Source organism: Enterobacter nematophilus (genome assembly GCF_026344075.1).
In the GTDB taxonomy this organism is placed as follows: Bacteria; Pseudomonadota; Gammaproteobacteria; order Enterobacterales; family Enterobacteriaceae; genus Enterobacter; species Enterobacter nematophilus.
Genome location: NZ_JAPKNE010000001.1, coordinates 604142 through 622267, shown reverse-complemented (window position 1 = coordinate 622267; position 18126 = coordinate 604142). Strand labels below are relative to the sequence as shown.

The 18126-nt window shown below is 53.4% G+C and carries 18 protein-coding genes; 12 read left to right on the top strand and 6 right to left on the bottom strand.

What is annotated here, in order from left to right:
• Nucleotides 1-97 precede the first annotated feature (97 nt).
• The 3 genes from ydiJ to OSH03_RS02895 all read left to right on the top strand — a co-directional run bounded on the left by ydiJ (nucleotide 98) and on the right by OSH03_RS02895 (nucleotide 3841).
• The gene (gene ydiJ / locus OSH03_RS02905; RefSeq protein WP_266178228.1) at nucleotides 98-3154 is read left to right on the top strand and encodes a D-2-hydroxyglutarate dehydrogenase YdiJ; all 3057 of its coding nucleotides are present in this window, start codon (nucleotides 98-100) and stop codon (nucleotides 3152-3154) included.
• Nucleotides 3151-3561 carry a 1,4-dihydroxy-2-naphthoyl-CoA hydrolase gene (gene menI, locus OSH03_RS02900; RefSeq protein ID WP_151413236.1) on the top strand — a complete coding sequence of 137 codons (411 nt, stop codon included), beginning with the start codon at nucleotides 3151-3153 and terminating at the stop codon, nucleotides 3559-3561. Before ydiJ ends, menI begins: the two co-directional genes overlap by 4 nt.
• A gap of 85 nt (nucleotides 3562-3646) precedes the next feature.
• Nucleotides 3647-3841 carry a YdiH family protein gene (locus OSH03_RS02895; protein ID WP_003857766.1) on the top strand — a complete coding sequence of 65 codons (195 nt, stop codon included), beginning with the start codon at nucleotides 3647-3649 and terminating at the stop codon, nucleotides 3839-3841.
• A 50-nt stretch (nucleotides 3842-3891) separates the two neighbouring features.
• Here the strand turns inward: OSH03_RS02895 and OSH03_RS02890 are convergent, their stop codons facing one another.
• On the bottom strand, nucleotides 3892-4521 hold the full coding sequence (locus OSH03_RS02890) for a helix-turn-helix domain-containing protein (RefSeq protein ID WP_151413237.1): 630 nt from the start codon (nucleotides 4519-4521) through the stop codon (nucleotides 3892-3894).
• A 69-nt stretch (nucleotides 4522-4590) separates the two neighbouring features.
• Nucleotides 4591-5250, bottom strand: coding sequence for a helix-turn-helix domain-containing protein (locus OSH03_RS02885; RefSeq protein ID WP_061098468.1), 660 nt, complete (start codon nucleotides 5248-5250; stop codon nucleotides 4591-4593).
• Between the two features lie 408 nt (nucleotides 5251-5658).
• Between OSH03_RS02885 and OSH03_RS02880 the strand changes: the two genes are divergently transcribed.
• The 6 genes from OSH03_RS02880 to OSH03_RS02855 are packed head-to-tail and all read left to right on the top strand — an operon-like array spanning nucleotide 5659 to nucleotide 11687.
• Nucleotides 5659-6189 carry a fimbrial protein gene (locus OSH03_RS02880; protein ID WP_266178227.1) on the top strand — a complete coding sequence of 177 codons (531 nt, stop codon included), beginning with the start codon at nucleotides 5659-5661 and terminating at the stop codon, nucleotides 6187-6189.
• A 60-nt stretch (nucleotides 6190-6249) separates the two neighbouring features.
• Nucleotides 6250-6927, top strand: a complete 678-nt coding sequence (locus OSH03_RS02875; protein ID WP_266178226.1) for a fimbrial biogenesis chaperone — start codon at nucleotides 6250-6252, stop codon at nucleotides 6925-6927.
• A 15-nt stretch (nucleotides 6928-6942) separates the two neighbouring features.
• Nucleotides 6943-9504: a fimbria/pilus outer membrane usher protein gene (locus OSH03_RS02870; protein WP_420909747.1), complete on the top strand. Its 2562-nt coding sequence runs from the start codon at nucleotides 6943-6945 to the stop codon at nucleotides 9502-9504.
• Nucleotides 9505-9513: 9 nt separating this feature from the next.
• The gene (locus tag OSH03_RS02865; RefSeq protein WP_266178225.1) at nucleotides 9514-10476 is read left to right on the top strand and encodes a fimbrial protein; all 963 of its coding nucleotides are present in this window, start codon (nucleotides 9514-9516) and stop codon (nucleotides 10474-10476) included.
• A gap of 11 nt (nucleotides 10477-10487) precedes the next feature.
• Nucleotides 10488-11000, top strand: a complete 513-nt coding sequence (locus OSH03_RS02860) for a fimbrial protein (protein ID WP_420909753.1) — start codon at nucleotides 10488-10490, stop codon at nucleotides 10998-11000.
• A 51-nt stretch (nucleotides 11001-11051) separates the two neighbouring features.
• Nucleotides 11052-11687: a helix-turn-helix transcriptional regulator gene (locus tag OSH03_RS02855; RefSeq protein WP_266178223.1), complete on the top strand. Its 636-nt coding sequence runs from the start codon at nucleotides 11052-11054 to the stop codon at nucleotides 11685-11687.
• Between the two features lie 66 nt (nucleotides 11688-11753).
• On the opposite strand, the gene fdhF is transcribed toward OSH03_RS02855, so the two are convergent.
• The 4 genes from fdhF to ycgZ all read right to left on the bottom strand — a co-directional run bounded on the left by fdhF (nucleotide 11754) and on the right by ycgZ (nucleotide 14962).
• Nucleotides 11754-13904, bottom strand: coding sequence for a formate dehydrogenase subunit alpha (gene fdhF / locus OSH03_RS02850; protein WP_266178222.1), 2151 nt, complete (start codon nucleotides 13902-13904; stop codon nucleotides 11754-11756).
• A gap of 185 nt (nucleotides 13905-14089) precedes the next feature.
• Nucleotides 14090-14368 (bottom strand): biofilm/acid-resistance regulator YmgB/AriR, encoded by a 279-nt coding sequence (locus tag OSH03_RS02845; protein WP_266178221.1) that lies wholly within the window; start codon nucleotides 14366-14368, stop codon nucleotides 14090-14092.
• A 29-nt stretch (nucleotides 14369-14397) separates the two neighbouring features.
• Nucleotides 14398-14718, bottom strand: a complete 321-nt coding sequence (locus OSH03_RS02840) for a hypothetical protein (protein ID WP_266178220.1) — start codon at nucleotides 14716-14718, stop codon at nucleotides 14398-14400.
• A gap of 4 nt (nucleotides 14719-14722) precedes the next feature.
• Nucleotides 14723-14962 (bottom strand): regulatory protein YcgZ, encoded by a 240-nt coding sequence (ycgZ, locus tag OSH03_RS02835; RefSeq protein WP_028012861.1) that lies wholly within the window; start codon nucleotides 14960-14962, stop codon nucleotides 14723-14725.
• A gap of 341 nt (nucleotides 14963-15303) precedes the next feature.
• On the opposite strand from ycgZ, the gene OSH03_RS02830 reads away from it, so the two are divergent.
• The 3 genes from OSH03_RS02830 (at nucleotide 15304) to sufA (ending at nucleotide 18123) form a co-directional block, all read left to right on the top strand.
• Complete coding sequence (locus OSH03_RS02830) at nucleotides 15304-16524, top strand: diguanylate phosphodiesterase (RefSeq protein ID WP_266178219.1); 1221 nt, start codon at nucleotides 15304-15306, stop codon at nucleotides 16522-16524.
• A gap of 188 nt (nucleotides 16525-16712) precedes the next feature.
• The gene (locus OSH03_RS02825; RefSeq protein ID WP_266178218.1) at nucleotides 16713-17441 is read left to right on the top strand and encodes a MerR family transcriptional regulator; all 729 of its coding nucleotides are present in this window, start codon (nucleotides 16713-16715) and stop codon (nucleotides 17439-17441) included.
• A gap of 313 nt (nucleotides 17442-17754) precedes the next feature.
• Nucleotides 17755-18123, top strand: coding sequence for a Fe-S cluster assembly scaffold SufA (gene sufA / locus OSH03_RS02820; protein ID WP_266178217.1), 369 nt, complete (start codon nucleotides 17755-17757; stop codon nucleotides 18121-18123).
• Nucleotides 18124-18126: the final 3 nt, after the last annotated feature.

Below are 18126 nucleotides of genomic sequence, written 5' to 3'. Positions count from 1 at the left end.
CTGCCTGTAATTCAGCAGAGATTATAAGAAAAAAATGTGATAAAACTTTTAAGATACACGCAAACGATTCCCACAACTCTAATTAGGGTCGACAGTAATGATCCCACAGATTTCTCAGGCACCTGGCGTCGTTCAGCTGGTGCTTAATTTTTTGCAGGCACTGGAGCAACAGGGTTTTACAGGTGATACCGCCACGAACTATGCCGACAGGCTGACGATGGCAACCGATAACAGTATCTACCAGCTTCTTCCCGATGCGGTCGTTTTCCCTCGTTCAACGGCCGACGTGGCGCTTATCGCCCGGCTGGCAACGCAGGAGCGGTTTGCCTCTCTGGTCTTCACGCCGCGCGGCGGTGGCACCGGAACCAACGGTCAGGCGCTGAACCAGGGCATCATTATTGATATGTCGCGCTATATGAACCGCATCATCGAGATCAACCCTGAAGAGGGATGGGTGCGGGTTGAGGCGGGCGTGATCAAAGATCAGCTTAATCAGTACCTCAAGCCTTACGGCTACTTTTTTGCCCCAGAACTCTCCACCAGCAACCGTGCAACCATCGGGGGAATGATCAACACCGATGCCTCCGGGCAGGGGTCGCTGGTCTACGGCAAAACCTCCGATCACGTGCTGGGCGTGCGGGCGGTATTGTTAGGCGGCGACATTCTTGATACCCAGCCGATGCCGGTCGAACTGGCGGAAACGCTGGGTAAAGACAATACCGCCAGCGGGCGCATCTACCGCACCGTGCTGGAGCGCTGCCGCGACAACCGCCAGCTGATTCTTGACAAGTTTCCCAAACTGAACCGCTTCTTAACGGGCTACGATCTGCGCCACGTCTTTAACGACGACCTGACGCAGTTTGATTTAACCCGCGTGCTGACCGGCTCCGAAGGGACGCTGGCGTTTATTACCGAGGCGCGGCTTGATATCACCCGCCTGCCGAAGGTGCGTCGCCTGGTGAACGTCAAATATGACTCCTTCGACTCCGCGCTGCGCAATGCGCCGTTTATGGTGGACGCGAAGGCGCTGTCGGTGGAAACCGTCGACTCGAAGGTGCTGAACCTGGCGCGGGAAGATATCGTCTGGCACTCCGTGCGCGAACTGATTACCGACGTGCCGGATAAAGAGATGCTTGGCCTCAACATCGTGGAATTTGCCGGTGATGACGCGGAGCTGATTGAAAGCCAGGTGACGACTCTCTGCCAGCGCCTGGATGAGCTTATTGCTCAAGGCGAAGGCGGCGTGATTGGCTGGCAGCTTTGTCACGATCTGGCCGGTATCGAGCGTATTTACGCCATGCGTAAAAAAGCCGTGGGCCTGCTCGGCAATGCGAAAGGGGCGGCGAAGCCGATTCCGTTTGCCGAAGACACCTGCGTGCCGCCTGAGCATCTGGCGGATTATATCGTGGAGTTTCGCGCCCTGCTGGACGGCCACGGCCTGAGCTATGGCATGTTCGGCCACGTGGATGCCGGGGTACTGCACGTGCGTCCGGCGCTGGACATGTGCGACCCGCAGCAGGAGATCCTGATGAAGCAGATCTCCGACGACGTGGTGGCCTTGACCGCCAAATACGGCGGTCTGCTGTGGGGGGAGCATGGGAAAGGGTTCCGCGCGGAATACAGCCCGGCCTTCTTCGGGGAACAGCTTTACGCGGAGCTGCGCAAGGTGAAGGCGGCGTTCGACCCGGATAACCGCCTCAACCCGGGGAAAATCTGCCCGCCTGAAGGCGTGGACGCGCCGATGCTCCAGGTGGATGCCGTGAAGCGCGGTACGTATGACAGACAGATCCCGATTGCGGTGCGCTCGTCCTGGCGCGGCGCGATGGAGTGTAACGGCAACGGCCTGTGCTTTAACTTCGACGTGAAAAGCCCGATGTGCCCGTCAATGAAAATCACCAGCAACCGCATCCACTCGCCGAAAGGGCGGGCGACGCTGGTGCGCGAGTGGCTGCGTCTGCTGGCGGACCGCGGCGTCGATCCCCTGAAGCTGGAGCAGGAGCTGCCGGAAAAACGGGCCAGCCTGCGCTCGCTGATTGAGCGCACCCGCAACAGCTGGCATGCCAACAAGGGCGAGTATGATTTCTCCCACGAGGTGAAAGAGGCGATGTCCGGCTGCCTGGCCTGTAAAGCCTGCTCTACCCAGTGCCCGATTAAAATCGACGTGCCGGAATTCCGCTCGCGCTTCCTGCAGCTCTACCACACCCGCTATCTGCGCCCGGTGCGCGACCATCTGGTGGCGACGGTAGAAAGCTACGCGCCGCTGATGGCGCGCGCGCCGAAGACCTTTAACTTCTTTATTAATCAGCCGCTGGTGCGCAAGCTCTCCGAAAAACACATCGGCATGGTCGATCTGCCGCTGCTGTCGGTGCCGTCGCTGCAGCGCCAGCTTGTCGGCCACCGCTCGGCGAACATGACCCTGGAACAGCTCGAAGCGCTTGCTCCTGAGCAAAAAGCGAATGTGGTGCTGGTGGTCCAGGATCCGTTCACCAGCTATTACGACGCGCAGGTGGTCGCTGACTTCATCCGCCTGGCTGAAAAACTGGGGTATCAGCCCGTGGTGCTGCCGTTCTCGCCAAACGGCAAGGCGCAGCACATTAAAGGCTTCCTGAACCGCTTTGCGAAAACGGCGCAAAAAACCGCTGATTTTCTCAACCGGATCGCCGAACTTGGGATGCCGATGGTCGGCGTCGATCCAGCGCTGGTGCTTTGCTATCGCGATGAATACAAGCAGACGCTGGGTGATAAGCGCGGCGATTTCCACGTCATGCTGGTGCACGAGTGGCTGCCGGCAGCCCTGGAAGAGGAGGCCATTCAGGAGGCTGGCGGTGAACCGTGGTATTTGTTCGGCCACTGTACGGAGGTGACGGCGCTGCCCGGCGCCACGGCGCAGTGGGCGTCTATTTTTGCGCGCTTCGGCGCGAAGCTGGAGAGCGTCAGCGTGGGCTGCTGCGGCATGGCGGGCACCTACGGCCACGAGGTGAAAAACCACGCCAACTCGCTCGGTATTTATGAGCTCTCCTGGCATCAGGCGATGCAGCGATTGCCAAGAAACCGCTGCCTGGCGACGGGCTACTCCTGCCGCAGCCAGGTCAAACGGGTAGAGGGTAACGGCGTACGCCACCCATTACAGGCTTTACTGGAGATAATTGGATGATCTGGAAACGTGCCGTCACGCTGCAGGCGCTGAACGCCATGGGCGAGGGGAATATGGTGGGGCTGCTGGATATCCAGTTCACCCGCATTGGGGACGACGATCTGGAGGCGACGATGCCTGTCGATAGTCGCACCCATCAGCCGTTTGGCCTGCTGCACGGCGGGGCCTCCGTCGTGCTGGCGGAAACCCTGGGCTCCGTTGCGGGATATCTCTGCACCGAAGGCGAACAGAAGGTGGTCGGGCTTGAGGTGAATGCCAACCACATTCGCTCGGTGCGCAGCGGACGCGTGCGCGGTATCTGCCGCGCGCTGCACGCCGGCAGCCGCCACCAGGTGTGGCAGATTGATATTCTCGATGAGCAGGATCGCCTCTGCTGCTCGTCGCGGCTGACGACGGCGGTCGTGTAAAGTTTTCAGATGAATTGCCTTTGGTCAAAAACTAGCCAGCACGATGTGATATACTGGTCAGGATTTGTACATAAGCGAGGACATCATGGATACTGAAATAACCCCAACACAGCTGGCAATTGAATATTTACGTCGCGATAAGAGCAACCTGTCTCCGGCGCAATACCTGAAAAAGCTGAAACAGCTTGAGCTGGAGTTCACGGATTTGCTGGCGCTCTCTTCGAATGAGCTGAAAGAAGAGATCTACTTTGCCTGGCGGTTGGGCGTTCACGTCCATTGAGTGAGTGTTGTTGAATAGGCCGCGAGTGCGGCCTTTTTTGTGCCCGCAATTCAGTAGCGGGCGGGAAGCTTGTTGATCCTGATGAGTCTGCCTTCTTCTATTTCAATAAAGCCGCCGGTTTTTAAATCCGCCAGAATACGCATCACGCCGCTGCGGGAGAGCTGGGTTTTCTCCCGAATATACCTTTCCGCCGTCACGCTGCTGCGATAGCTTTCATCTTCCTCCATCAGCTTTATCAGCTGCTGGCGAATCATCTCATACGCCGTCGGCGCGCCCTGCGGCATCACGTTGTTATAAAGACGACTATATACAAACATAAGTTGTTTCGAGAGCAGCCCCCACAGCGCCTTTTCCTTGATAATTTCATTCACCCGCCCGGTGGTGAGCGTGCCTATCAGGCACGGGCTAACGGTCTTCAGGTAATCGTTGAAATAAATATCTGTCAGATTAGCGAGCCCGAACAGGGCGGGGCTGCGGGCCGTGGAGAGCATCATGTCGTCGCTTCTTCTGTAGATAGCGACCGTTCCCTCAAGAATTAAATAGCACATTCCCTGACCGTCAATCTGAAGATCGAGCCGCTCACCGCGAGCGGTGCGTCGCGTTGTACAATCAGGCAGTAAGTGAGAAATAAGCTCTTGTGCGTAGGGCGAGCCGCGGTGAGACGTTTCTGGAAGGGACATGGTAGCCGGTAACCTTAAAAATAACCTGGCTAATTATAGCGTTTCTCGCCCGTACAGGCACGGTGGCAATCAATATTTTCGCGGTAAATGGTGAATTTCAAGCAGCACGCCGCGCTCCATGGTGATGTACTTCCCGGTACGCAATTCCGCCAAAATACGCATAATTCCGCTACGTGAAAGATACGTCCGGCTTTTGATGTAGGCTGCCGCCGTCGTATTTTGCCGTATGGCGTCCGGCTCCTGCATCAGCTCAACAAGCTGGAACCGGATGATATCGTAGGCAGACATCTGCGATATTTGCGCGCAATGCTCGTATACCCGCGAGGCGGTATAAATAAGCAGCTTTGAAAAGTGCTCCCATAAATCATGTTGCGACACAATCTGGTTAAAGCTTTCCAGCGACACGCGGGCGATTTCCGCGGTCTCCAGCGCCCTGACGTACAGATGTTCAGAGGAGAATTGACTGCTTACGCCCAGAATAAAAGGCGCACATTCAGAATTTAACACAATGCCGTCACCCCGGCGATGAAGCGCCACGCTGCCCTGGATAAGCAGAAAGCACTGCCGAACATCATCTTTATAATAATGGACGGTTTCACCACGACTGATGATCATTCTGTTGGCCGCCGGCAACACATGTTTAATCAGCATGTCTATATGGGAGAACGGTTTTAAATCCAGAACGGAGGATTCGTTATTATTCAGTGGGGTGGTTAAACGCGTATTCATAAGTTACCTCACAGCGACTTCATGTGTGATCATTTTTTGATCTGCGAAGAGAATTATCTTAAAAATGAAGAACTCAGGGAATATTTCAGCGAGGTCTAAAAGTAGACCGAGACACTCTTGAAATCTAACCAGTTGAATAAAAAGAAAAAGTGAGGCGAGTCTAATAATAGACCTGGCGCAATAACAGATAAGATTCCCCTGAAGTAAATGTTGCTTATTCGTTAAATTCCAGTCTACAGCTAGACCATCAAAAAGTTGTATTCACGAAAATAATTATATAAATTTTGACCAATCAGTGAGAAACGCCTTATCCCATTTATTGGGAAATAAAAAATCTGAAGAGGTTTTTTATCGGCTTTCTGCTGCACGAATCTCAGTAATAAATAAAGTGATACAGGGTAGAGCATTATGAAAAAGCAATTAATGATGGCAATGTTTGCAGCCGGTTCTTTACTGACCATGACAAATACATTCGCAGCGGCAGGTACCGTTAATTTTAACGGTAATATTCTTGATTCTGCCTGCGATGTCGATGTGGCTTCTCAGAACCAGGTGGTGGTGCTGGGTGATTATAATAAAACGGAATTCCCGGCTGCGGGTTCCAGAACGGCTGCAACACGATTTGATATTGTACTGAAAAACTGTCCAGTTACGGTGACTAACGCAAAAGTCCGTTTCGACGGCACGCCGGATCCAACCAATGCCAACCTGCTGGCAATTGATTCGTCAGTGGCTGGGGCTGCAACAGGGGTAGCAATTAACCTGATGTCGGCGGATAAGGTCGATCTGCCGTTACACGGCAGCAACAGTTATTCCTATGTGCTCAGCAGTACGATGGATAATACGCTGAATTTTTACGCGCAGTATATATCCACTGCGTCAGCGATAACCGCCGGACCTGCAAATTCCGTGGCTAACTTCTCCGTTGTCTACAACTGATTTTCTTGACGGAAACCATTGGGGGGCCGTCTGTCGGCCCCTTTGTTATTGAGGTATAAAATGTATTTTCTGAGTAAAGCTCTCATTGCCTGCGTATTTCTTTTAGCCGGTATTTCTGAAGCCACTGCTGGTGTGGTCATCGGTGGAACGCGCGTTATTTATGATGGCAATAAAAAGGAGTCTTCTATTAGCGTCACTAACCCCGACACAGCACCATATTTAATTCAGTCGTGGGTGGAATCGCAAAGCGGAAGTGCTGAGAAAACACCTTTTATTATTACGCCACCGCTCTACCGACTGGATAAAGGCCAGCAGAACGTGGAACGTATTGTACTGACAGGCCCAGTGGCCGAGGATAAAGAGTCGCTCTACTGGCTAAATATCAAATCTATTCCGGCGGCATCGCGAAAAGATAACACGCTGCAAATTGCGGTAAAAACCCGCATCAAGTTGATCTATCGTCCAGCGGCGCTGAAAGGGATCATTCCTGAAGATCTGGCAGATAAATTAACCTGGCAGCGTAGCGGGAATCAAATCCAGGTCACTAACCCAACGAACGTGGTAATGAACTTCAATGAAATCCGCGTCAACGGTAAAAAACTGGAGGACGTAACCTATGTACTTCCCGGCGCTAGCGCAAGGTTTGATTTGCCGAAAGGTATTACCGGCGGTTCGGTAACGTTCAAAATAATTAATGATTACGGCGGCACCGGAAATGTGCATAACGCCACCCTGTAATTCGCATTGTGCCAGATGTCCCCTTTATTCTCGGTATGGATTAACGTCGTGATTAGCCATAATAAGCAGGCGGTTTTAATTAAACCGGTACTGTTAATCGCTGTCGTACTCGGTTCGGTTACCGGGACCGCTTATGCCGGCGAGTATTTTAACCCTGAGCTGATTGAACTGGATAACCCCGGCATGAAAGGCGCCGATCTTTCGGCGTTTGAGTCCGGCTCGCAGCTGCCCGGCACCTATCGCGTTGATGTGCTCATTGACGGGCAGGTTGTTGACACGCGCGAGATCAAATTTGACGCGGTAAAAAATGCGGAAGGCGAGACCTCCTTGCAGCCGTGCCTGAGCGTGGCGCTGTTGAAAAGCTGGGGGGTAAAAACCGAGCTATTCCCTGACCTGGCTTCAGGCGGCGAATGTGCGAAGCTCTCGGCGATCCCGCAGGCCTCCACGGCGTTCATTTTCAGTGCCCAGCACCTGGAGATGACGATTCCACAGGCGGCGCTATCACCGCAGGCTCGGGGATATGTGCCGCCAGAAATGTGGGACGAGGGGATCACCGCCGCGCTGCTTAACTACAGTCTGAGCGGCTCAAACATCTGGGGACGTGACGGCAACAGCAGTAACGCGAACAGCCAGTACGCCAACCTGCGCCCGGGCATTAACGTCGGTCCGTGGCGGATCCGCAACTATTCCACCTGGAGCCGCGACAGCAGCGGCAACGACAAATGGGATACGGTCTACACCTACGTACAGCGGGCGATCGTTCCGCTCAAGGCTCAGCTAACGACCGGCGACAGCACCTCTCCGGCTGACGTGTTCGACAGTATTCCATTCCGGGGCGCGCAGCTGGCCTCTGACGACGACATGATGCCGGACTCGTTGAAAGGGTACGCTCCGGTGGTGCGCGGTATTGCCCGCACCAACGCCCAGGTCATCATTCGCCAGAATGGCTACCAGATTTACCAGAGCGATGTAGCGCCGGGCGCGTTTGAAATTACGGACATCTACCCCACTGGCGGCGCGGGTGACCTCGACGTTACCGTGAAAGAGAGCGACGGCAGCGAGCAGCACTTTTCCGTGGCCTTTGCTTCACTGCCGGTGTTGCAGCGTGAAGGGCGCTTTAAGTATGCGGTCACCGCAGGCCAGTACCGATCCTATAGCAGCGACGTTGATAAAACCCCGTTCGCACAGTTGACCGGGATCTACGGCCTGCCGCATGGCCTGACGCTCTACGGCGGTATCCAGGAGTCGAGCAAGTATCGCTCTCTGGCGGCAGGGATCGGTAAAAACATGGGCGACTTTGGCGCCTTCTCGACGGATGTCACCCAGGCGTGGTCAACCCCGCAAAACCTGCCGGGAAGCAGCGGCCAGTCCTGGCGCATTCGCTACAGCAAAAACTTTGTTGAGACGGGAACCAACTTCGCCATCGCGGGCTACCGCTATTCAACCAGCGGCTACTACGGGATGCAGGAGGTGCTGGATTCCTATAGCGACAGCAGCGCGCTGCAGAACCGCCGTCGTAACCGCGCCGAGCTGACGATGAGCCAAAACATCGGTCAGAGCCTGGGCTCGCTCATGCTCAGCGCCGTACGTGAAGATTACTGGAATTCCGGTAAGTCCACGGCGTCTTACAGCGCCGGGTATAACAATGCGTGGGGAAGCGTGAACTATGGGATCACCTATACCTACAGTAAAAACGGCAGCACTGACGGCAACGGTCGTTCAACCCGCAACGATACGGATCGGCAGATTGCACTGAACGTCAGCGTGCCGTTAGAGGCCTTCCTGCCGCGTACCTGGGCCAATTACAGCATGAACGCCAGCAGGAACAACGGCACGACGCACAGCGTCGGCCTTAACGGTACCGCGCTGGAAAACAACGCGCTCAGCTGGAACGTGCAGCAAGGTTACGGAACGGATTCCGTGGGGTATACCGGCAATGCCAGCGCTGATTTTAAAGGTACCTATGGTGAAGTCTATGGGGGGTACGGTTACGACAAAGGCGGCGATCGTCTGAACTATGGGTTACAGGGTGGGATCGTTGCCCACGCCGACGGGGTGACCTTCTCGCAGCCTCTGGGTGAAACCAACGTGCTGATAAAAGCACCCGGCGCGAAAGGGGTGAGCATCCAGAATCAGAGCGGCGCAAAAACCGACTGGCGTGGCTACACCGCGGTGAGCAACCTGACGCCGTACCGTAAGAACGACGTGGCGCTGATGACCGATACGCTACCGGATGACGTGGAGCTCGAGCTGACCAACAAGACGGTGATACCGACCCGCGGTGCGGTGGTCAGGGCGGATTATGTGGCAAATGTCGGGATGCGGGTGTTGATGACGCTTAAGTATCGTAATGGCCAGCCGGTTCCGTTTGGCGCTATCGCCACCATCAAAGGGCTGAGCGGGAACAGCTTTATTGTGGGAGATAAAGGCCAGGTTTATTTGACGGGGTTAAGTCCAAACGGAACGTTATGGGTTAAATGGGGTAGTGATAATTCAGAACAATGTCAGGTTAACTATGCGATTACTGAAAAAGAGAGATCCAACAGTATCCCTGACGTTGTTTATGATTGTCGTTGAGGATGAGTTATGTATTCAGCAAATAAATATCGGCCGTATGGGCAAATCATTTTTCTGGCACTGTTAGGGTTATGCTCACTACGTGCTGAAGCAGACTGTACGTTTGGGGGTAGTGGATTTAACCCAGCACAACCGTTCAACATACAGCAGCCTGCCGTGACGGTTCAGCGCGATGCTCCCGTTGGCACAGTGATAAGTAGCTTTATTACCAATGGCAGCGGTGATATTGACCTCTGTGTCGGTTCGGGAATAATTACGTATGAAATGAGTATGTTCAGTACGCCTTCGTCAATAGCGAATTATTATAATACAAATGTTCCTGGTGTGGGTATTGCGTTAAAATTTACCTCTGCAAGCTGGTATTTTTCAAAGGTCAGGCAATATACAAACTCGACGCCGACACAGACAGTTGTTTCCCCTCTGGAGGTAACTTTAATAAAGACAGGGGATATTACGTCAGGCGTGATAGGCTCCGGACTGCTGGCAACGGCCCATGGTGATGATAACGTTCAGTCGTTAACGGTTAACTATATTGGTAACAAAGTGACGCAATTAGCATGCTCAATAACAACGCCTGGATTAAGTTTTCCTATCGGTGATATTTCAGCATCGGCTTTTGGCAACGCTGTCGGCACCATTCCTTCTGGCGCTCAAAACACGCAGAATCTGGGCCTCGACTGCGATGCGGATGCGAATATTAATGTCATGCTGCAGGGAATGCAAAACCCTGACGTCAGTACTACCAGCGTATTAGCCTTGACCGGTCAGGGGAGCGCGGATGTGGCGAAAGGCGTCGGCGTGCAATTGTTATATAATGGAGCGCCTTTGGAATTAAATAACCGAATCGTTTTGAAGCAATCCGCTGGCGGCCAGGAAACTTTTCCGATTACTGCCCGTTATTATCAGACGCAGGCGAGTGTTTCAACCGGTAAAGCCAACGCATCAGCAACTCTTGATTTAACGTATCAGTAATGGATAAGAAGATGAATATTTTGCGCGCGGCAGCGCTTGCCGCCACGTTAATAAGCTGCAATATCTTTGCGGGAGACGCTGTTAATATGAGCGTTACCGGCAATATTATTGCTTCTCCCTGCATATTTAACGGCGGGAATGACAACATGGATATTGATCTCGGCAATATACAGGCATCAAACATGGCCACGCCGGGGTCATCATCCGATCCTGTGCCGTTTAACCTGCTGTTTACCCAGTGTCCGACAGGAACGAGCAGCGTGACGGTTTCATTTACCGGAAACCCCGATCCCGTCGCGGGGGCGGATTACTATATGAACAGCGGTTCGGCCACGAATGTCGCGATAGGGATGAGTGAGGCGGCAACCGGTGCGTTAAAGGGGACGGGGACTAGCATTACGCAGACGATCGCAGCAGACAGAACCGCGACGATGGCCATGCTGGCATCGGTCAGATCCTTTACCGGCGGCGCGACGCCGGGAAGCATCAGCGCAGTCGTTGTCATGACGATGCAGTACAACTAATCAGTAGATGGGTTGATTTTTCTTAATGATTGACAGATGTCGGTAACTGCTATGTTGAATATTCTGATTAAAGAGAAAGATTCATTTTTCAGAGATGGGTTGCAGCGTTTTCTTGTGGATTTCTTCACGCATAATTTCAGGCATTCGCTCCATTTTGACGTTGAGCTTTCTCATGAATATGTCAGCGCCGCAGATATTATTTTTCTCGCGTTATGTCAGGGGGAAAACCTGACCTGTTATCCAGAATTACTGGCGCGCAAAAAAGGGATTGTGATTGGCCTGGTCGAGGATGAGCAACGTTTCACGGCATGTCCGTCCTGTTATCAGGATATGATATTTATCTCTCGGCGCACCTCGCTTGACAGAATGACCGAGGCGCTGTTTATCGCCTGGTATCGTACGCAATTACCCAGCTTTCGCTGGAAGAATAAAAGCTGCGAAGAATGCCAGCATAAAATATTATCTATGCAGCAGATTCGCGTTATGGTGCATTTTTACCGCGGGTTATCGGTAGGACAGATTGCGAATAAGCTTAACACCAGTGATAAAACCATTTTCACCCATAAATATCTGCTGATGCAGAAATTCGACCTGCGCAGCGATTTTGAACTCATGGCCCTGATTCACCGGATGGTAGAGAAAAATGCCTGTCCGAACCGGTTGCGTGATTATCTGACTAACAGCTGATAACCCGCAGTACGGCTAAAGCGTGGCGCTGTTGCCGGGTGGCGCTGACGCCACCCGGCAGGTGCATCAGACGTTCACGGCATTAATCAACCGCGTTTTCATCGACTGGTAAGACGACGCCGCAAAATCCTCCGCCCAGCGCTGGTCCTCAATGGCCTCCAGCTGCACCGCACAATACTTTGTCTCCGGCGTTTTTGAGACGGGGTCGAGATTATCCTGCGTTAACTCGTTACAGGCCCCGATCCACCACTGATAGGTCATATAGACCGCCCCGGCGTTGATGCGCTCGCTAAGGCTGGCGCGGGTGATGACTTTACCCCGGCGCGAACGTACCCAGACCAGCTGGCCGTCGGTAATACCCAGCCTGTTCGCATCGGCAGGATTGACCTGCACCCGTCCGGGCTCATCGGCGAGGCTTTGCAGCGCGGCGCAGTTACCCGTCATCGAGCGGCAGGAGTAGTGCCCAACTTCGCGCACCGTGCAGAGCACCAGCGGGTAATCATCATCGGGCGTCTCTGCCGGCGCGCGCCACGGCGCGGCAAACAGTTGCCCCTTGCCTGTTGGCGTATCGAACTGATTGTTTTTGTACAGGTACGGCGTGCCGGGGTGATCGAGCGTCGGGCACGGCCACTGCACGTGGCCCATCTCGCCCATTTTTTCATACGTCACGCCGTAGAAGAGAGGGCACAGCTCGCGCATCTCGTCCCAGATCTGCTGGTTATCATCGTAGTGCATCGGGTAGCCCATCTCGGTGGCGAGCAGGCTGACGATCTCCCAGTCGCGCTTCACGTTGCCTTTGGCCTCAATGGCTTTGCCAAAACGCTGGAAACCCCGGTCGGCGCAGGTAAAGACGCCGCCGTGTTCGCCCCATGAGGTGGCAGGGAGCAGAACGTCCGCCGCTTCCGCCGTTTTGGTCATAAAGATGTCCTGAACCACCACGAAGTCAAGCGCCTCGAAACCGCTGCGGACCAGGCCGAGATCGGCTTCCGTCTGGAGCGGATCTTCCCCCATGATGTAATAGGCTTTAACCTTGCCTTCCAGCGCAAGGTGAGGCACTTCGGTAATGCGCGTCCCGACGCGATCGTCCATGTTATTCACGTCAATCCCCCAGGCGTCGGCGAACTTCTGCCTGACAGCCGGATCGGTCACATCCTGATAGCCGGGGAACATATTCGGCAGAACGCCCATATCGCAGGCGCCCTGAACATTGTTTTGCCCGCGCACGGGACCGACGCCGACGGCAGGGCGGCCGAGGTTGCCGGTCAGCAGCGCCAGGCTGGAAAGCCCTTTAACGACGTCGACGGCCTGGCCAAACTGGGTCACGCCCATACCCCACATAACGGTGGCGGAAGGGGCCGCCGCGAAGGTGCGCATTGCCTGACGAACGTCGCGGGAAGGGATGCCGGTGAGGTGTTCTACGCGCTCCGGGGCATACTCTTTGACCGTCTGCCGATAGGCCTCTAGCCCCTCCGTAAACCGCGCGACGTAGTTCTTGTCGTACAGCTCCTCTTCCAGCAGCACATAGCCAAAGGCGTTCACCAGCGCCATGTTGCTGCCGTTTTTCAACTGCAGGTGCTGATCGGCAATGCGCGCCGTTTCGATGCGGCGCGGGTCGCAGACGATGATTTTCGCACCGTTTTCACGGGCTTTTAGCACGCGCCGGGCGACGATAGGGTGGGAGTCTGCGCAGTTATAGCCAAATACCAGCAGGCATTTGGAGTGTTCAATATCGTTGATAGAGTTGCTCATCGCACCGTTGCCGAGGGTCTCCTGTAGCCCGGCGACGGAAGGACCGTGACAAACGCGCGCGCAGCAGTCGACGTTGTTGGTGTGCAGCACCGCGCGGGCAAATTTTTGCATCACGTAGTTGGTTTCATTCCCGGTTCCGCGCGACGACCCGGTGGTCATAATCGAGCGCGGGCCGAACTGGGCTTTAATGCTGCTGAGCTTCTGGGCGGTGTAGCGGATAGCCTCCTCCCAGGTCACGGGAGTGAATGCCTCTCCCTTGCGGTAGCGGATCATCGGCTGGGTCAGGCGTGGGGTGAGCAGGCGGGTATCGTTAAGGAAGTCCCAGCCGTAAAATCCTTTCAGGCATAGTGTGCCCTGGTTTGTGGCCCCCTCTGCCGCTTCGGCACGGATGATACGGTTATTCTCAACAACAAGGTTTAGTTTGCAGCCTGCACCACAGTAAGGGCAGACGCTGGCGATTTTTTTCATCAATAACAGACCTGTTAAGAAATGAAGCAAAATGACTGGTAACCCCAGTCCCGTAACAGGGAGTAAGCAGAAACCATGCCATTTTTATAGCGCTTATTTTACAGGGGGTTATGAAGAGAGGGGGATGTCATCGTCAGAATCTTCGTCAGTTCTGACGATGACATGAGTGCTGAATGGCAGGGCGTTTAAACGTCATCCATGGTGTAGCCCACAACGATTTCAAGCGTCTTACGAATAACATCCGCCTGAACAACGTCGCTGGTCGCTTCCAGCGTCTGAATGAGCCAGAGGATGATCGCTTTGTTAGAAATATGACCTTCAGAGGCCAGAACACAGCGTACTGCAGTAGAAAAAACAGCAGACTCTTCAGCAAAACGATCGCCTGCGTGACGGAAATATTCCGCCAGCGCGCTTTCTAAAAAAGCAGAATGGTATTCGGGTTGCAGCTGAATATTTTGTCTCATTTGGTCTCACCGTAGCTGTTAAAATGCAGTCAATGTATTTTTTTGGGATCGGACGGTTTTCCCTTTCCAAACAACGACACTACATTGCCTCTGTTATCATTGAGAGGTCCCTCTCTGCTCATTCGTCCTTGCGCGGTTCTGCGACGTTTTAATCCGAGGCTTTTTGATCCGATATCGGCAATCGCCTTCGCCAGTGTCTCCCGCCGCCGGGGATTCTTTTCATGTGCTTTCATATGCCGCAGACGCTGAACCAGAGCTTCAGTTGTAACGGGGCCACGCTCTCTCAACAGAGAAAGAACGGCTTCGCCTATCAACTGATCGGTCAGTTTGTCCGCGTCACTGCTGTTCATCACGTTATCGTTCGAAGAGCAGGCCAAGCAGCATGTGGTAATGCTGTTCCTCTTCTGGGCCCTCGGCCCTTTCAAGGCGACTTAACAGTTTGGTACAGAGCGATTTGCGATTGAGATTTCGCCCGTCGCTAAGGATCTCAACAACGACCTGACCCAGCGTTTCCTGTTGAGTAGGAAGCGTGGCTTTTTCGAAGTACTGTGCGATCGCTGCTGCGGAATCTGCGACGTAACCTTTCTGCTGCATGTTTCGCTCCTGTAAAATTTTGTAATCAGTAACGTTACATTTAAGGTATACACATTTTCTAAATCTGTACATGAAAAATGTACAGATTTTTAATAAAATCAGGATATATTTTATAAATAACATATTTATCAGTGAGTTATTTGTTGTTCACGGAACGGTAATGCTACAGAATATATTGTACAAATTGCATGGTCGCTGTTAAGTTGTACAACGCTTTTGAGCGTGCCATTAACGGCAGTAAATGATTGAGATGTAAATTATTTGTGAGGCAATTAATGTGCTATAAGAGAAGTCTCTCCACTTGTTTTTGTGGCCAAAACCCTTAACCCCCCAGGAATCGCATGCTTACAACCATCATTTACCGCAGTCATATCTGCGAGGACGTTCCAGTGAAAGCGCTGGAAGCTATGGTCGCTGCTGCAAATAGTAAAAACCGGCAAGCCAACGTCACGGGGATCTTGCTGTTTAACGGCACACATTTTTTTCAGTTGCTTGAGGGGCCAGTTGATCATGTATCTGCTATTTATGAGGAGATCTGTAACGACCCGCGCCACCACAACGTGGTAGAGCTGATGCGGGATCACGGGCCAGTTCGGCGTTTTGGCAAGGTGGGCATGGAGCTTTTTGATTTGCGCCAGTTCGACAGAAGCGAGGTGCTGCAACAGGTGCTGAACAAGGGAACCACACGCTATCAGCTGACCTACAACGACCGTCCGCTGCAGTTTTTCCGTACCTTTGTCGAGGCCACGGAAAAAGCTAACTATTTTGAACTGCCGCCTGCGGATTCCTGGGAGTTCGTTCGCGAAGAAACGCGGTTGTCAGCGCAACCCGAGGTGGTCGCGAAAGGAGCGGATTGCAGCTTTGCCTTCCAGCCGATAGTCGATCCGTTTATGCAGCGGGTCGTCTCCTGGGAGGCGCTTCTCCGCACGCCTGACGGCGGCGCACCGGAAGTTTACTTCGCCAATCTGCCGCGTGACGACGTGTATACCTCTGATTTGCACAGCAAGCAGGTGGCACTCTCAATGGCCAGCGCGCTCGGGTTACAGAACCAGACGTTATCTCTCAACCTGCTGCCTATGACGCTGGTTAACATTCCTAACGCCGTAGATTTCCTGCTCACCGCGATTGAAGCAAACGGTTTTGTCCCTGAGCAAATTGTGGTGGAGTTTACTGAAAGTGAAGCCATTTCCCGTTTTGACGAGTTCACGGATTCAGTCAGACAGCTAAAAAGTGCGGGCATCAGCGTGACGATCGACCACTTTGGTGCCGGTTTTGCGGGACTACAGCTACTGGCCCAATTCCAGCCCGACAGAATTAAGATTAATCGCGATCTCGTCGCGAACGTGCACAAAAGTGGCCCTCGACAGGCCATCATTCAGGCGATTATCAAATGCTGTGCCTCGCTTGAAATTCAGTTCTGCGCGGTCGGCGTGGAGAAGGCAGAAGAGTGGATGTGGCTGGAATCTGCGGGCATTTCCCAGTTCCAGGGCCATCTCTTTGCCAGCCCCCGGCATGGCGGAATTCCGGCGATTGCATGGCCGGAGAAAAAATTCGATTTCTGATAAAGCTGTACAGAATTCGGCAGACTTAGCTGTACGAGAAGCAAATTTTAGACAACAATGTATTAACAGGTGAAGGGAGAACGACCCCTTTCACCTGGGCAAATTGCGGTCTTAGTTATACAAATGGTTTGTACAATCTGATAAGGTTGGTGTAGTTAGGTATGGAAGTTCTGAGCGTGAGGGAGTTAATGGCCTATTACAGTATCGGCGAAGTGGCCGAACGATGCGGTATCAACCCCGTTACGCTGCGTGCCTGGCAGCGACGTTATGGATTGTTGAAGCCGCAGCGCAGCGAAGGGGGTCATCGTCAGTTTGACGATGAAGATATCCTGCGTATTGAAGAGATCAAGCGCCTGATGAAAAGCGGCGTTTCGGTCGGAAAAGTAAAAGCCTTGCTGGAAAACAAAGAAGTCCTGACTCAGGGCAACTGGGTTTCGTTCCAGGAAGAGATGATGACCGTTCTGCGTTATGCCAGCCCGGCAAAGCTGCGTGCCAAAATCGGCGAATTCCGCCGCAATCACGCCATGGATGCGCTGATTGATAACATCATTTCCCCCGTCCGTCAGCGAATGAATCAGGATCAAAATACGGTACGCCACATGGCGAGCATGCTTGACGGTATCCTGATTGAATTCGCGGTTCTAAGCCTGGCGGAGTCGCGCAAGAAAGCGGGTAAAGATGCGTTGCTTATCGGCTGGGAATGCGATGACCGTACCCATCTGTGGCTTGAAGCCGCGCGGCTGGCGCAGCAAGGCTGGCATATTGACGTACTGGCGGACCCGATTGATTCCCCGCGTCCTGAACTCTTCCCGGGGCAAAAAATCTTCGTCTGGACGGGAAAAACGCCAACACCGCGTCAGCAGGAACAGCTCGATCACTGGCGTGAGCAGGGTTTTACCGTTTCATTTCATCAATAATAATCAGAGGCCTTGAGGGCCTTTTTTTGTTTTAGTCACTTCCAGAACAAAAGCTATCTCAAAAATAGGCATTTCCGATGCATATTTTACTTTTCCTCTCTTCGCTATTTTCTCCGTTAGATAATCCATTAATTTTCAAAGCATTGAAGAATTAAATCCATCCCGCCCGCATCTTCTGACAGGGTCTATGCTTAATAAAAGTAGACAAAAAGGGCGGTTTAGCCGAATGCCCCTGCTGACAGAGGGTTGAAGTGATAATCGTTATCACTAACATGGTGTTATGCCCTGATGGCTAATCAGATGAGGTGGACCTATGGAACTGCATTCAGAAACCTTCAATCCTGCCGATTTTGCCTGGCGCGGATTAACGCTCACGCCTGCGGCGGCGGCGCATATCCACGCGCTGGTGGCGAAAAAGCCCGAGATCCTCGGCGTACGCTTAGGCGTAAAGCAGACCGGCTGCGCGGGCTTTGGCTACGTGCTGGATACCGTCACCGCACCGGAAAAAGATGACCTGGTGTTTGAAACTGACGGCGCAAGGCTGTACGTCGCGCTGCAGGCTATGCCGTTTATCGACGGAACCGAAGTGGATTACGTGCGGGAAGGTTTAAACCAGTTATTCAAATTTCATAACCCGAAAGCCCAGAACGAATGCGGCTGCGGCGAAAGCTTTGGGGTATAGGCG